Annotated in this window: 14 protein-coding genes; all 14 read right to left on the bottom strand. The window is 35.9% G+C overall.

The window, feature by feature from the left end; translation table 11 throughout:
• Positions 1 to 5: 5 nt before the first annotated feature.
• The 14 genes from L6W14_RS05305 to L6W14_RS05240 all read right to left on the bottom strand — a co-directional run bounded on the left by L6W14_RS05305 (position 6) and on the right by L6W14_RS05240 (position 14,991).
• Positions 6 to 761 (bottom strand): lantibiotic immunity ABC transporter MutG family permease subunit, encoded by a 756-nt coding sequence (locus L6W14_RS05305; RefSeq protein ID WP_237899695.1) that lies wholly within the window; start codon positions 759 to 761, stop codon positions 6 to 8.
• A gap of 3 nt (positions 762 to 764) precedes the next feature.
• Positions 765 to 1,493 carry a lantibiotic immunity ABC transporter MutE/EpiE family permease subunit gene (locus L6W14_RS05300; RefSeq protein ID WP_131521850.1) on the bottom strand — a complete coding sequence of 243 codons (729 nt, stop codon included), beginning with the start codon at positions 1,491 to 1,493 and terminating at the stop codon, positions 765 to 767.
• A 1-nt stretch (position 1,494) separates the two neighbouring features.
• Positions 1,495 to 2,202, bottom strand: a complete 708-nt coding sequence (locus tag L6W14_RS05295; RefSeq protein ID WP_237899687.1) for a lantibiotic protection ABC transporter ATP-binding protein — start codon at positions 2,200 to 2,202, stop codon at positions 1,495 to 1,497.
• Positions 2,203 to 2,384: 182 nt separating this feature from the next.
• Positions 2,385 to 3,251, bottom strand: a complete 867-nt coding sequence (locus tag L6W14_RS05290; RefSeq protein ID WP_131521852.1) for a 2-oxoacid:ferredoxin oxidoreductase subunit beta — start codon at positions 3,249 to 3,251, stop codon at positions 2,385 to 2,387.
• Positions 3,251 to 4,990 (bottom strand): 2-oxoacid:acceptor oxidoreductase subunit alpha, encoded by a 1,740-nt coding sequence (locus L6W14_RS05285; protein WP_131521853.1) that lies wholly within the window; start codon positions 4,988 to 4,990, stop codon positions 3,251 to 3,253. Before L6W14_RS05285 ends, L6W14_RS05290 begins: the two co-directional genes overlap by 1 nt.
• Before the next feature lie 263 nt (positions 4,991 to 5,253).
• Positions 5,254 to 5,520, bottom strand: coding sequence for a stage V sporulation protein S (locus L6W14_RS05280; RefSeq protein ID WP_004224903.1), 267 nt, complete (start codon positions 5,518 to 5,520; stop codon positions 5,254 to 5,256).
• Between the two features lie 177 nt (positions 5,521 to 5,697).
• On the bottom strand, positions 5,698 to 6,495 hold the full coding sequence (locus L6W14_RS05275; RefSeq protein WP_048391507.1) for a TIGR00282 family metallophosphoesterase: 798 nt from the start codon (positions 6,493 to 6,495) through the stop codon (positions 5,698 to 5,700).
• Between the two features lie 114 nt (positions 6,496 to 6,609).
• Entirely contained in the window at positions 6,610 to 7,716 is a 1,107-nt protein-coding gene (locus L6W14_RS05270; protein WP_131521854.1) for an acyltransferase family protein, read from the bottom strand.
• A 76-nt stretch (positions 7,717 to 7,792) separates the two neighbouring features.
• Positions 7,793 to 9,304: a lipopolysaccharide biosynthesis protein gene (locus L6W14_RS05265; RefSeq protein WP_131521855.1), complete on the bottom strand. Its 1,512-nt coding sequence runs from the start codon at positions 9,302 to 9,304 to the stop codon at positions 7,793 to 7,795.
• A complete protein-coding gene (locus L6W14_RS05260; RefSeq protein WP_131521856.1) occupies positions 9,294 to 10,385 on the bottom strand; it encodes a glycosyltransferase family 2 protein in 1,092 nt (363 codons plus the stop codon). Before L6W14_RS05260 ends, L6W14_RS05265 begins: the two co-directional genes overlap by 11 nt.
• Positions 10,386 to 10,390: 5 nt before the next feature.
• Positions 10,391 to 11,734 carry a hypothetical protein gene (locus L6W14_RS05255; RefSeq protein WP_131521857.1) on the bottom strand — a complete coding sequence of 448 codons (1,344 nt, stop codon included), beginning with the start codon at positions 11,732 to 11,734 and terminating at the stop codon, positions 10,391 to 10,393.
• Entirely contained in the window at positions 11,721 to 12,911 is a 1,191-nt protein-coding gene (locus L6W14_RS05250; protein WP_237899685.1) for a glycosyltransferase, read from the bottom strand. Before L6W14_RS05250 ends, L6W14_RS05255 begins: the two co-directional genes overlap by 14 nt.
• A 113-nt stretch (positions 12,912 to 13,024) precedes the next feature.
• Positions 13,025 to 14,143 (bottom strand): glycosyltransferase family 4 protein, encoded by a 1,119-nt coding sequence (locus L6W14_RS05245; RefSeq protein ID WP_237899683.1) that lies wholly within the window; start codon positions 14,141 to 14,143, stop codon positions 13,025 to 13,027.
• A 92-nt stretch (positions 14,144 to 14,235) separates the two neighbouring features.
• Complete coding sequence (locus L6W14_RS05240; protein WP_310794750.1) at positions 14,236 to 14,991, bottom strand: tyrosine-protein phosphatase; 756 nt, start codon at positions 14,989 to 14,991, stop codon at positions 14,236 to 14,238.
• Positions 14,992 to 15,001 lie beyond the last annotated feature (10 nt).

Below are 15,001 nucleotides of genomic sequence, written 5' to 3'. Positions count from 1 at the left end.
ACCCTCTAATTTTCAGCTGCTCTACCTTCCCATCTCCAAAACCATAGGCAAGATAATGCAAAAGCTAGTATGCTTCCACCTAAGCACCATATTATACTAGTCTGGATACTTGCTTCGAGCAATGTTAAATTTGTTCCTGTCGATGATAAAATCCATAAAGAAACAAAATGACCGCTCCATCCATACGGTAAAAAGGGCCAAATACCATCCCCTAAGCCTGTCAGCAATAGGGCGACCAGTAGGGCTTCTACAATACCTAGACCAATCGAAGCGCCTTTACCAAATTGGAAGCTTACAAATAAATGTAACATATAGAAAATCACATGACTGCCGAATAGAATACAAGCAGCCATACTATAAAATGAATAGCCCAAATCTACTTCATGTAATAGTTCTCTAAAGCCAAAACTAAAAATAGCTATAGATAGAAAGATGGCTCCAAAGCTAAACAATAATAATAAGATAAGCTTGCTCATATATGTCTTTATTTTTATGTTTGTTGTAGCTAGCAGACCTTGGAAACGACCAGCGTTTGCTTCCTGCTCAGATGCCATTGCACATACTAATCCTATAATAATAGGTAGTCCACACGCTAGGCCTTGAAAATAGGCAGTTACTTTTCCGTGAAAATCCCATGGTGAATAGGAATAATAAGCTAAAAACAGTCCAGAAATAACAATGGGGACAAGTAGATGGGTAAGTAGTAATGGAGTTCGTCTTGTTTTAAGAATTTCCGCTCTCAATAATCGTACCATGTCCATTTTCTATTTTGCCTCCCTTTTTTGAAACCACTTTGTCGTGAGTGAAGCGATTATGATAAACCAAGCGATCGTTATCAATAAGCCAGGAAATATAACATCATGATTGAGTAAGGAACTACCCTCAGGTACTGGTAGACCATTTGGTAATATGCCGAGAGTTGAGCATAATAAACGTGCACCAATTGCAAAGGGATAGCAATACCATAGCTCTCCATCTGCAAATACTACAATTCCAATGATATTGGCCACTATATTGAACAAAATAGCCAAATAGGTTCCTAATTTAGCTGCCAAAAAAAGACATAAGGGAATTTGCCACAAAAACGTTACGAAAATAACTAGAGAACTTAATAGGCTGCTTGTGATTGGTAAGCTGTGACCAAATAGCCAGCCCCCTGCTGTAATGCCTCCAAAGAACATACTAGTGATAAGGACAAGCCATACACCTGATGAAAGTATTTTTCCTAACCAAACCCTTTTGAGGCCAAGTGGTAGTGCAAGTATACTATGGTATTTCAACTTCTTATCCTTTTCAATCACTAAGGCACAGCAAATTGTCAGTGCACCTGGCAGAAGCATCGTATACCACCAGTTATAAGCTCCTGTTTGAAAATATTCACCTCCCATAAGTACAGCGCTTATAAGTAAGGTTATAAGTGGCGTAAGCCAAAGTAGTTTGGGAATAAAAGTTCGCTTCCACTTTAATTGTTCCGCTTTTATGATGGCTAACATGCTAATGACCTGCCTTTCTGTTGGCAGTGACAACCTGCATGAATAGTGATTCTAATTCATGACCTTGTGGAGCTGGTCCCTGATAGCCAAGCTTGCCACCAGCAATAATGCCAATATCATCCACGACTTGTTCTACCTCAGGCAAAATATGACTAGACAATATAACAGTAATACCTTGTTCTGGAAATGAGCGAATGAGCTTACGAAGCTCTTGTATACCAATTGGATCCAAACCATTTGTTGGCTCATCTAAAATTAACAGTTTCGGTTTGTTTAACAGTGCAATTGCTATGCCCAAACGTTGCTTCATTCCTAAAGAAAACTGACCTGCTCGTTTTTTCCCCGTGTTCGTTAAATCTACAATCTCCAATACTTCGTCAATCCGACTTTGTGGTATGCCTAACGCGATCGTTCGAACTTTTAGATTTTCTTCAGCTGTTAAATTATCATACAAGGGGGGTGTTTCAATTAAAACCCCGATATCCTGCAGATCTTTTCGTGACCATAGATGTCCATTAAAAATGATATCTCCAGCATTAGGTCGTAGCATGCCCGTTATCATCTTTAAGGTTGTAGATTTTCCCGCTCCGTTAGGTCCAAGTAAGCCATAAACTGAATTACGTTTAATTTCTAACGATAAATTATCGACGATTTTTTGTCCTTTAAACGCTTTATTCAAATTGTTTGTTTTCAAAATCAAGTCTTTCATAATTAGTCATCATCCTTTCGATGACCTTAGTGTAAAAAATAAATATAAGGATTTCATAAGGATCCCCTAACAATTACTAGGGTTAGCCATGCGTTTATCCGCAATCGCTCGTAATTCTTTTCTAAAGCATGAAAAAAAGCATTTGGAATGACTTCATTCCAAATGCTTCGATTCTATCAATTTTACATAAATTCTTTTACTAAATCATTAAAATCATTTTCGCTCATTTTGATATCGATATCTGTTAATGGTAACTCAGAGTAGCCAGGTACTTTTTCTTGATACGACGTTGTTTCCGTATCATGATAAATAATGCCTGTTACTAAACCCTCGTGTTCCATTACTGTACGCATTGCCATACCACGATCTGAGGGATCATAATTTTCAACATCTGCTAATTTTGTTAAATTTTCTTTAAACCAATCATATGTGTTCACTTTGTTATACGTAACACAAGGTGAAAAGACATTGATAAATGAGAAACCTTTATGGTTAATACCAGCTTCAATTAGTGCTGTTAATTCTTTAATATCTGTAGAAAAGCCTTGCGCCACAAATGTTGCACCACTTGTTAATGCTACCTCTAATGGTTTCAATGATGGCTCAATCGCTCCACCTGGTGTAGATTTTGTAATAAATCCAGCAGCTGAACGTGGAGATGTTTGACCTTTTGTTAAACCATAAATTTGGTTATCCATTACAATATAAGTTATATCAATATTACGGCGGATGGCATGAATGGTATGCCCCATACCAATCGCAAATCCATCACCATCACCACCAGAAGCGATAACATGTAAATCACGATTAGCCATTTTCAATCCCTGTGCAATTGGTAGTGCACGACCATGAATACCATGGAATCCATAAGAATTGATATATCCTGAAATTCGACCTGAACATCCAATGCCTGAAATGACAGCAAGTTCATTTGGTTCAATGCCGACATTTGCAGCAGCACGTTGAATAGCTGCTTGTACTGAGAAGTCTCCACAGCCTGGGCACCAGTTTGGTTTCACTGTATTACGAAAATCCTTAAATGTTGCCATTAGCGAGTCAACTCCTTCACACGATTTTCTAATTCACCTGGCAAGAATGGTGTACCATTATATTTAGTGATTGTCGCGATTTTATCGTGACCACCAACATTCATCTTCATAATATTAGCTAATTGACCTGTATAGTTATTTTCTACAACGATCACCTTTTTCGCTTGTGCAACAAGAGGTGCTATTTCTGCAGAAGGGAATGGGTGAATTAAACGAATATGTGCATGATTCACTTTCATTCCTTGTGCATTCAAACGTTCTTGCACTTCTTCAATAGCTCCTCTTGTTGAATTAAAGCCTACTAATAAAATATCGGCTTCCTCATGTGGTGCATTGACAAAGACTGGGTTATCAAATTTCAAGCTCTCTAATTTACGGAAGCGTTTATCCATTTGAGTTTGGCGATTACCCGTTGCCTCAGATGGCTTCCCTGTTTCATCATGTTCAACACCTGTAACGTGATGAATACCATGTAATGTACCTGGTAATACACGAGGTGAAATACCATCTTCTGTATCTTCGTAACGCTTGAAGTAGGCTTTATCTGCCGCTTCCTCAAGATCATCCATCACAATTTTACCGCGACGAATTTCAATTTTATCATAATCAAATGGCTCTACAGATTGTTTTCCTAGGGATAATTGTAGATCTGTCATTAAGATTACTGGTAATTGTAATTCCTCTGCAATGTTAAATGCTTGGATCGTATCAAAGAAAGCTTCCTCCATCGTCGAAGGTGCAATGACTACCTTAGGAATCTCTCCATGTGTACCGTAAAGCATAGCCATCAAGTCAGATTGTTCTTGCTTAGTTGGCAACCCAGTTGAAGGGCCTCCACGTTGTGTATCCACTACTACTAAAGGTTGCTCTGTCATACCTGAAAGACCGATTGCTTCCATCATCAATGAAAGACCAGGACCAGCTGAAGCGGTAAAGGAACGTACACCACCAAAGTTTGCACCAATAGCCATTGTTGCTGCTGCAATCTCATCTTCCGTTTGGATGACCGTACCACCGAATTTCGGTAATTTTTTAATCAAGTATTCCATAATTTCAGAAGCAGGTGTAATTGGGTATGCTGCCATAAAGCGTGTCCCAGCAGCTAATGCACCAAGTGCTATCGCATCATTCCCAATCATAAACATACGACGTTTACCATCGGCAGGTGCAAGCTCCCATTCGCCTATACGATCAACTAATAGCTCATTCATAATTTGACGACCACGTGTAATGGCTTCCATATTTTTTTGAACGACTTCTTCGCCCTTTTTACCAAAAATATCATCGACAACATTTTGGAATACTGCATCTTCTAGGTTTAGCAATGATGCAGTTGCCCCGATAGCCACCATGTTTTTCATTAACGAAGTACCAAGCTCTGCTGCTACTTCTGTAAACGGTACTGCAAATAATGGTGCTTTAGAATCCTCAGGTTTAACAGGATCAAATTTTGCATCGGCTAAAATAATACCCTTTTCTGTAAGCTCTTTATAATTGACATCAATTGTTTCTTGATCGAATGCCACTAAAATATCTAAATCATCCGCAATTGAACGTACTTCTGTTGGACGAACTGTAATTTTATTATTCGTATGGCCACCTTTAATTCGAGAAGAGAAGTGACGATAACCGTATAGGAAATAACCTAGACGATTCATTGCCATTGAGAAAATCTCACCTGTACTCTCAATCCCTTCACCCTGTTGCCCACCGACTTTCCATGAAAGCTGATGTAACATGTCAACAACTCCTTAAATCCAATGTGTACTATTATTTTTCCTTCATAAGTTTAACACGAAGAAACCGTCTGGACTATTGTTTCTCCACGATTTAGGCGAAAATCAGACCTTTGACTGAAAATCCTGTTCATAAAGTTGTAATTTTCAAATCTAAGCAAAATCACGCCCCTATTTCAAGTGACAACTATCATATGTAAAACAGGAAAACGAAAAAATGCTCCACCACAATAGTATGTGACAGAGCATTTTACTTCATTACTTTTTTATCGAATACGTTTTTCTACTAGCAGCTTCAATGCTGTTCGTTCTTCTCCAGCAATCAAAATATCGGCAAACGCCGGCGCGCAAATTAAATCTGTGCCACTTGGCGCTACAAATCCGCGTGCAATGGCCACTGCTTTCACGGCTTGGTTAAGTGCACCTGCCCCAACTGCTTGCATTTCTGCCTGCCCTTTTTCTCTGATTACCGCGACTAATGCACCTGCAACTGAATTTGGATTAGAGCGTGATGATACTTTTAATGAATCCACAATTATTCCTCCCCGTTTCGCGAATAGTGTTTACGCTCAACAACTCATGTCCCCCTTTTTGGACCTCAAGTTATTGTCCGTAGCACATTTTATGCTCCGCAAAACGGAAATAGACTAGTTTGACAAAGAAACCTATATCCCCGTAAAAGAAACGTAAAAAAACATTCTTCGACTTATCTACCCTTGAAATGGATAGTCTTCATTTATATAAATGCGTTCACAGGCAATAGCTTTTCCTGTTCGATCATCCATCTCGACAAAGAAACCACTTAAAACCTCTCGCCCTTTTTTCGGAACTTCAAAACGAGATGGCATGTTTGTTTGGAATTTATAGATGACACTTTCCTTTGTCATACCTAAAATTTCATCGTACGGCCCTGTCATACCAACATCCGTGATATAAGCTGTACCTTGCGGGTAAATTCTTGCATCTGCTGTTTGCACATGTGTATGTGTCCCAACAACCGCTGAAGCCTTTCCATCTAAATGCCAACCAAGAGCGATTTTTTCACTAGTCGCTTCAGCATGGAAATCCACGAAGACAAGTGGAGATATTTGTCGAGCCTCTGCAATCAATTGATCTGCCATTGCAAACGGATCCTCATGTGGTGGTAAAAATACGCGACCATGTAAATTAATGACAGATAATGTCACGCCATTTTTAGAAATCTGGACCATACCTTTACCAGGTGCTTCACTTGAAAAGTTTGCCGGACGGATTAAGTAATCCGCGTCATCGATAAAATCAAAAATATCTTTATTGTCCCATGTATGATTACCCATTGTAATAACATCTACACCCATTTGCAGCAAGCTATTATAAATATTACGAGTAATCCCTCGTCCTGCTGCAGCATTTTCCCCATTTGCAATCACAACATCTGGATTATACTTCTTTTTTAAGCGAGGTAAATATTTTTCCACCGCATCTCGACCAATTGAACCAACAATATCACCAATAAATAGAACTTTCATTATGCAAGACCACACTTTCTCTAAATAACATCTTTTAGTTTACCATCTTTGCTTTGGCAATCGCAAAGTAAAACGCAAACCTTACGCCATTCACACACTTAAATACCAGTTTATTTAGGATTTCTGGATGGGAAATGGTGCATCTTTTTTATGAGAGTCCCCATTGTTATTGAGTTGCCCTATAAAAAACGAGCCGAATTTCCATTTACTCATTATATATGTTATACAAATGGAGCAACTGATACTGACAATAAATGAAATGGCAATGATAGAAAATACACTTAATGTTTCGATAAAATTCGTTAAAAAAATTTTAAGTAGGCTAATCACTAAGGGATGTAATAAATATATACCGAAGGAATAACGACTAATAAAAATGATAAATTTCGGCATTTTTCTTCTGTTACTCGCGATGAAAAATAACAGAAAAGCTACACTGAATGTATAAAGGATAACGTCTATTCTCTTTGAATGAACTTCCGTAATAATACCTGATAATTGAGAGGTTAGCAAAAGGCTTACTGTGATGAGTAATACTGCTAGTAACAGATAACGAAAACGCTGTAACCACGATAGAAACTTATCATAATTTTTTCCACAGTAATAAGCTACTACAAAATAAGCAATCCACGCAGGAAATGGCATCTTATTAAAAAAATCCCATTGTAAACTAGTATACGCTAAATCAGGAAAATACTTAAATGGATCCAAAAAATTAAAAAAGGCTAGGTAACTAAAATTAATGATAAATGCAGTCATTATTACTTGAGAGGCTGGGTATCTTGAGGCAATAAATTTCACAAAAAATGGATGTATGAAATAAAACTGAAAAATGATCACGATAAAATAACCATGGAAATCACCTTCCAAATAATTTAGTATTAGTTTTTTGGCAAATTCAATAGAAGGTGATTCGATTGATTTAAGAACGGCATCAAGTAGTCCAGTAAAAAGAAATGGCATTAACATATATTTATAACGTTTTACATAAAACTTTTTCGGCAAACGATCTGAATAGGAATAGGCAATGACAAACTCTGAGATAAATATAAAAAGAGGTGTCCCGAACATAAAGATCAGCTGAATAGATGTCAGGATTACGAATAGTGGACCTTCTTCTATGTCATACATGTTTAATGCCAACGTAACACTATGCATTAACACAATTCCTAAGCAAGCAACGAATCGTAGTAAATATATTTCTTTGACTTCTCGCTTCATCACCATCACCTGCCATTTCAAGGGATCAAATCGCCTTTCTATTATGCTACTTACCTTACTAAATGCAGGGATAAAATTATTTACTATCGGTAATTGTTCGCTTTAATTGCACCAAAATATCTCGCATTGTTTGAGGCTCAATAATAAAATTACCTACTAATAAAATAAACATCGTCCATAAGGAAATACATATAGCGGCTACAAGCCATGAACCTGCAGATGTAATATGGAGCTCGATAAAAAATATAAATGGTGTCGCTGCAGTAAGTGCAAAGATACTATTTTGCACAATTTTTTTGACAGTATCTTTAGGTGAATTTTGTAAAATCTTTTTTGAAGAATAAATGATTAAATCATAAGTACGATAGCCATATGAACAAATTCCTCCCAGTAATATTCCTTCTGCGCCAAAATACTGTACAAAAACAAGAGAAACTACTAGGTTGATTAATGCTTCCATAATGGCACGATTTTTCGTCTCTCTAAAATGTCCTGCAGCGTTCACTAACGTATTCGCAGGAATCCGAATTGTGTTCGCTACTCCTACAATGACAAACAATATTGCCAACCAAGGCCTTATGTAATTGGCATCTTCAATACCTGCTGTATAAATCTTTATAAATGGTAATATTAAAATAGCTGTACATGTGTAACTAAAAGCAATGATGCCATAAAAAATATATTCAAAATGATGAAAATATTTCCGAAGAACGTCCTTGTCCTCTTTGACAAGAATGTCGCCAAAGGCTGCTAATATCGCCCCTGAAAAAGTAGATATAAACAATGTGACTGCATTAAACACCATACTATAAACAGTAAACACACTGACTTCTGTTAAGCCTAGAAAAATCGTTATTAAAATAAACGGTGTGTTAAATACTACTAACGAGGCAATTTGATGAATTAAAGCATCCCATTTATCTTTAATTGCTAACCTATTTGCTTGATTTTTACTATTGAAATATGGATATTTCTTTTTAACATACAACCTTAAAAAAAGAACATCCAGTAATAATATGGCACTTGAACTAGCAACAACAATAACGATGGAAAAACCAAATGCTATCAAAGTAACTGACAATAGTGCACTCGCAAAAAGCAACATTGTTTGAATGCGAAAAATAACATAGCTTTTTTGATCTGCCGACAGCAGAACTAAATATTTCCCTATAAAAAAATACTCCCACATGCCACTAATGCCCAAAATAAGTACCATGTAAAGAGCCGTTCGTGGATTCACTTCATCTCCTACTAGTAACGGATAACAAATAGCCAAAATGGCGACTAATCCAACAAAGACATAACCCGAACGTCTATAAAAAAGATTAGTTGCTGAAAGAATTCCATTTATTTGGTCTTTATCGCCCTTGGCTAGTGGCTTATAAAGTGCCACTATAGATGCATTACCAACCCCAGCCTCTACTATTTTTAAATAACTTAAAAATTGCTTAATCGACGAAACTAGCCCGTTTGTAGCAGAGCCGTATGTTGTCATAAATAGTCGAGGTAAAATAAAATTAATAACCGCTGTAATAACTTGTAGCAATACATTAGCCATTAAATTTAAAACTACTCTCCTAGTTCTCATGCTGGTAAGCACCTTTTCTTTTAATAAAAGTAGGAATTAAACTTTTGCAATCACTGATCCGCCGATTAAGCCTATTCAACATGAAAAGTAAAAGAATTTGTTTTTTCTTTAGTAACCAAGTATAGACCTTTGATTTGAGCGGCATATTTGTCATACGAATCGCATGCAACGATCCATGAAACGCTTCATGAATCAACATTTTCTTAATAAAGGTACGCTTTTCATGTAAACGCTTATGGTTGAATCTATTCCATTCATTATTCACCGCTGCCATCACTAAATAAGTAAAATAATACTGAAGTTGTTCAGCAAAATTAGGAACCTGGTCTGCTTTCCTGTACTTTAAAACTTTCAATTGTTCATACAACACAAGTACTTTTTTAAAAAACATCTGATCATAACTAGCCGTCATGGAAGAAGAATGCTGACGATAATGGTAGAGATACTGATTTTCTAATATATAAATACTTTGTGCATCAAGTAAACTAGGATATGTACAAGCAGCATCGTCCCCCATGCAAATTTGATCATCCACATCAAAGAGATTTTTCTCTAATAGATCTCTTTTAAATATTTTATTAGATAAAGATGGATATAAGCCAAAACGGTAATACTCGCCCGAATATAGCATAATTGGATATACTTCTTTTTCCATCCTATCCTTCCTGTACAAACCGGGCGCGACAAGCTGTGAGCTCTTCACTTCTTGATGTGGATAATTTTCTACAATGTCACAAATAACAATATCTACATCAAAATCACGTGCAGTATTACATAATAATTTATACATATCAACTTCAATCCAATCATCACTATCTACAAACCCAATATACTGTCCTTTGGCGACCCTTAGCCCTGCTTTACGAGCACTGACAGCACCACTATTTGCTTGATGAATGACGGTAATTCTTGTATCAAATTGGGCATATTCATCGCAGATTACTGAGCAGTTATCAGTCGAGCCATCATTTACTAATATCAACTCAAAATCTACGAACTCCTGTCTCATAATACTATCAAGACACATTTTTAAGTAAGGTTCCGTATTATAAACAGGGACAATAATGCTTAAATATGGCACTCACCTCACCTCTCATTCATAGTAGTTCCCTTACTTTTACTCATAGTCAGTGCAAACATAATTAATAAAATATGATATGGAAAATAATCCATGACAAATGAATCAAGTCCTATATTCGCTATCAACACGATATAGAGAGGAATAGCGTTAATTGAGAGGATTTGAAAGCCTGGTGTATTCATAATTCCGACATTCTCTCTAAGTACTTTATAGAGGCTTGAAATGTATAGTACTGACAAGGCTACTCCAATTAAACCTATATAATAGGGAGTTGATAAGTACATTGTATGTGCCATCTTCACCTTCGCAAAGCTTGTGCCAAATCCTGCTCCCAAAATAAATACTTTCGTGTTTTGAAAGATTTCATTTACAAAAAGGCCCCAACTACTCACTCGACCAGTGGTAATGGCATCTGTCGATATTCCTGAACCAAAAAAACGAATCCAATAAATTGCGAATAACTTCTCGTAAAAAAAATAGAGGGCAACACCACAAATAATCACGATAAAAGACGAAAATTTAATAGCTGTCTTCACATTATTTTTAATGAAGACAATAAATGTCATCATAATGAAAATGACTAATGTAATAATAAACATTTTTGAGTAGGTCAGTATGCCAAAAAATGCTAATATTACGAGTAATACAATTGACTTTTTCTCCTTTTTTCCATCCAGATTAAAAAGCACTAATAAACAAGCCATTGCTATTAATACTTGCAAACTAAAGTAATTTGGATCTAAATCTAAACCCGTAAATCTTGTACTAATCGAGTTCATTGTCTTCACTGTATTTACAATGGTCATTGACTCTATAAAATGATCAATTTCTGGAATAGAATAACTGATCAATCGAACGATCGAAGCAGCTAGTAAACCCGATGCATAGATATACGTATACCTTCTGAAATATGCCTTATCATGGAGGGTCAATATTGCACAAAAGAGCACACTATAATTCAACACAAAGCCTAAAACTGCAATAAGATTACCACCACTAACTAACGTTACGGCTACCGTATAAAATGCAAATAAAAAATAGGTCAATAAGAGTCGTTTTGAAATACCTTGCTTTTGTAAAAAGAGCGTCAAAATACTTAACAAAATATAGAAAGAACTAAGTACAACAAGCAGTGAATATCCTGTTATATCGAATTTAATGACATACACCCACGATATAAAAAACAATAAATAGTCCATTCGATGCTGCTGCTTATCTAGCAGCATCGCCATACTAGTTAAAAGGAAGAAGAACCAGAGAAATAGATTACTACCTGTATATATTTTGAATACGACGAAGATACTTGAAATTATACAAATGAGCACACTAAAATTCTTAGATTCTATCATGTACATCAAACTCCAATACTAGTTGCTCTTGAGCTTTTTTGTTTGTGTAGTGATTTTCCTCTATGTAATTTTTCATATTGTGTAGTAATTCTGTATTTTTCATAACACTAGACATGACTTGAAAGATATCTTGAATGTTAAAGCCTGTTATCAATCCGTTATGACCATTACAAATTTGTTCACCTGCTGCGGCAAAGTCCGTTGTAATAACAGGCGTTTGTACAATTAATGCCTCCCCAATGACCATTGGGTAGCCTTCGTAGGCAGATGTTAAAACGAATACATCACTACATTTTATAAATGGATACGGATTTTTCATTTCCCCTACAAATTCAACTACATCCTCTACACCAAGTTGCAAAGCTAATTGCTGATTCGAAAGTAGGTCTGGTCCATCCCCTAAAATGCGCCAGCGAAAATTATTTATAGAAGCTTCCTTTAACAACTTACACAGATGTGGAATAAGGTCGAACCTTTTTGTACTATTTTCAATTCGCCCAACAGATATTAAATCCAACTCGCCTTTAAGAAACGGTGTATATTGACATGCCAGTTCTTTAATCTCTTCAATTGGAAAAAAGTTATATACTACTGAAATTTTATGTTGATATTCTGGAAGAAAATTTATCAAATTTTCCTTACATGCTGCAGAAACACACAACAATCGATCAAAATTTTTATAAGTTTTAACACAAGCCTTATAATTAAAATTCGCTTTAATGGGGTCTGTATGAATCCATGCGAACTTACGATCTGCTATCGCAAATTGATCTACAAATAAATTGGTCCCTTTATTGAAATATTGATTAGGTACATCATTAAAATAAGAAATGGCGATATCATAATGACAATTATTGCGATGTTTTTTTAAAAGTATCGAATAGAAGGTGTGGGAACCTATTAATCGAACAACTATCATACACACAATACGTAAAATAATATGCCATACGTTATTTCTTTTTTTCACTTCAACAAAAGGTGTAGCAATTAGCTGTAACAGTAAGTTCCCTGTATTTACCTTCACATTGGAGGGAATATCGTTCATTAATTCCCCTCCGCTAAATGTAAAAACATCTATCTCGTATTTCTCGTAGAGGCTGATTTCTTTTAGCATATTAATTAGCGCCTTTTGGATACCACCCATTTGAAAATTTTGTGCAACAAATAATATTTTCATATTAGTCCCCCTAAAAATACTATCGTAAATTTTCATATTGCTCTTACGTTTGTAAAAACGGTTCGATAGTCGCTACATGCCACTCCCTTTGCTGCTCATACCCCGCATCGTTTTTATAAATTACTGTATAAATCTGTTATTCGTTTCTCCATTTTCGTCCAGCTATAATCTTCTTCGTACAGCGCCTTCATTTCACGAGAAATTTCTGGCCATTCTTTTCTACGCTTTACCAAATTGTCAATTCCGTTTTGTAAACTCTCTCTATTGTAATCAATAAGTTCTCCAAAATTATTTGTTGCAACTACTTCTGACATTCCCGTATTTTTCACCATAATCAAAGGCTTTCCAAGCATTAAGGCTTCATAGAATTTATTAGGTGCGGCATAATAATGGTTAGAAATGGTAGGGTCATAAATAGCCGTCATAATGTCACAACTATTCTCTAACTCTATTGTTTTTTCATAGGGTAACTTACCATAAAAGTGTATATTGTCATGCATTCTCGAAGTTTGTTGCAATGTATCAGCTAACTTACCAAATCCACCAATATGCAGCTCATAACTTGGCGTATTCTTTACTACTTCAACCAATTCACTAATCAATCGATTTTCAGTAAGTATACCTACATAGACTATTTTTATTTTTTTCGGATTCAAATCTAAGCAATCATTTGAATCTATATAACGTGGAGTATTATATATGACCTCTATTTTTTTAGGTGAAGCTTTCGCTATCTGTTCTTTGCGCTTTTCTGTACATATAATGACTGCATCCACACTATTCATAAGACGTATATCTATACTAGCAATGACCTTTCCAATACGCTGTGGTCCATAAAATGGTGATGTATACGAATCAAATACGTCGTAGATTACTTTTTTACGAAGTAATTTTCCACATATTGTACCTACTAGCGCTGTATCAAAATCACAAGCGTGAATCATATCATACGTATTTTTATGGCGAAGTAACCATTGAAAAAGTTTAAGTTGAAATTTTATAAATGGGACTAAGTTCTTTTTCAAACCTCCTCCAAATGTTGCCGGAATACCAAACCTTGTAATACGAATTGCATGATCACCTTCTAACAGTTGGTCCTTTATTTTATATTTTTTATCTCTATCCCAAGCTAAAATGTGAACATTCCAATTATTTTTTGCAAGGCAATGTGCTTCCTTTTCAACCCTTGGATCTGGAGAAACAGGGTTACTCCTCATAAAAACAACTCGCATCTCATATAACCCCCTTAAACACTGAATGTCTCTAGCGCTTCAGCTACTTTTTGCTACCTTTTGTCCTTACAACTTAAAGATGCTTTCCCATTTTAAAAAAACTTCCACCATTTTTTTGTGAAAGTATCATCTGGTTCATATACAATTAATGGCTGATTATTAATGATTCGTTCGTTATTTTCAAGCAAAAAATCTACCACATCCAAATCTTTTTGTTTTTCTAAAAATCTAAGTCCCTTTTCAAATAAGAAAGGACGTGTATTTAAGTTATGCACATCTGAACCGTATGTATGGACAAGATTCGAGCGCACTAAATTTAGCGAAAGTTTTTGGACGGTTTTGCCAAACAATCCTGCTAAACTTCCTGATGTAATTTGTGCATGTGCCCCCACACGTATAATTTGTTCCAAATGACTTGGATTTTCTGAAATGACTCTATTTCGCTCTGGGTGTGCAATAATTGGTGTTATGCCTGCTGTTAATAACGAGTAAATGATATCCTTTGTATATTTGGGAATATGATTAGAGGGAAGTTCCAACAGCAAATAATTGGAATTTGCTAATGTATGTAATTGTTTTTTTTCATACAATTCTAGAATGTTACCTGCCAAGCGTACCTCTTGTCCCGTGTAAAGTTTTAACGGCATATTACGTTGGTCAATTGCCATTTGTAACTGTGCAATTTGCTCATTCACGACATCAAAGGGGACATTATACAATGGATGTAAAGCATGCGAAGTGGAAACAATCGTTGAAATCCCCTCCAAAACTGCCTGCTCAAATAAACAAAGTGTCTCTTCAATCGTTTTCGGACCATCATCGACATCAAATAATATATGACTGTGCATATCAATCACT

Source organism: Lysinibacillus sp. ACHW1.5, assembly GCF_022014815.1.
GTDB classification, from domain to species: Bacteria; Bacillota; Bacilli; order Bacillales_A; family Planococcaceae; genus Lysinibacillus; species Lysinibacillus capsici.
This window is presented reverse-complemented; position numbering and strand designations above follow the sequence as displayed.

Bases quoted from the DNA above. Each gene is read 5' to 3' on its own strand.
- L6W14_RS05305 (WP_237899695.1), bottom strand. From the start codon at position 761: ATGGACATGGTACGATTATTGAGAGCGGAAATTCTTAAAACAAGACGA.
- L6W14_RS05300 (WP_131521850.1), bottom strand. From the start codon at position 1,493: ATGTTAGCCATCATAAAAGCGGAACAATTAAAGTGGAAGCGAACTTTT.
- L6W14_RS05295 (WP_237899687.1), bottom strand. From the start codon at position 2,202: ATGAAAGACTTGATTTTGAAAACAAACAATTTGAATAAAGCGTTTAAA.
- L6W14_RS05290 (WP_131521852.1), bottom strand. From the start codon at position 3,251: ATGGCAACATTTAAGGATTTTCGTAATACAGTGAAACCAAACTGGTGC.
- L6W14_RS05285 (WP_131521853.1), bottom strand. From the start codon at position 4,990: ATGTTACATCAGCTTTCATGGAAAGTCGGTGGGCAACAGGGTGAAGGG.
- L6W14_RS05275 (WP_048391507.1), bottom strand. From the start codon at position 6,495: ATGAAAGTTCTATTTATTGGTGATATTGTTGGTTCAATTGGTCGAGAT.
- L6W14_RS05270 (WP_131521854.1), bottom strand. From the start codon at position 7,716: ATGAAGCGAGAAGTCAAAGAAATATATTTACTACGATTCGTTGCTTGC.
- L6W14_RS05265 (WP_131521855.1), bottom strand. From the start codon at position 9,304: ATGAGAACTAGGAGAGTAGTTTTAAATTTAATGGCTAATGTATTGCTA.
- L6W14_RS05255 (WP_131521857.1), bottom strand. From the start codon at position 11,734: ATGATAGAATCTAAGAATTTTAGTGTGCTCATTTGTATAATTTCAAGT.
- L6W14_RS05250 (WP_237899685.1), bottom strand. From the start codon at position 12,911: ATGAAAATATTATTTGTTGCACAAAATTTTCAAATGGGTGGTATCCAA.
- L6W14_RS05245 (WP_237899683.1), bottom strand. From the start codon at position 14,143: ATGCGAGTTGTTTTTATGAGGAGTAACCCTGTTTCTCCAGATCCAAGG.
- L6W14_RS05240 (WP_310794750.1), bottom strand. From the start codon at position 14,991: ATGCACAGTCATATATTATTTGATGTCGATGATGGTCCGAAAACGATT.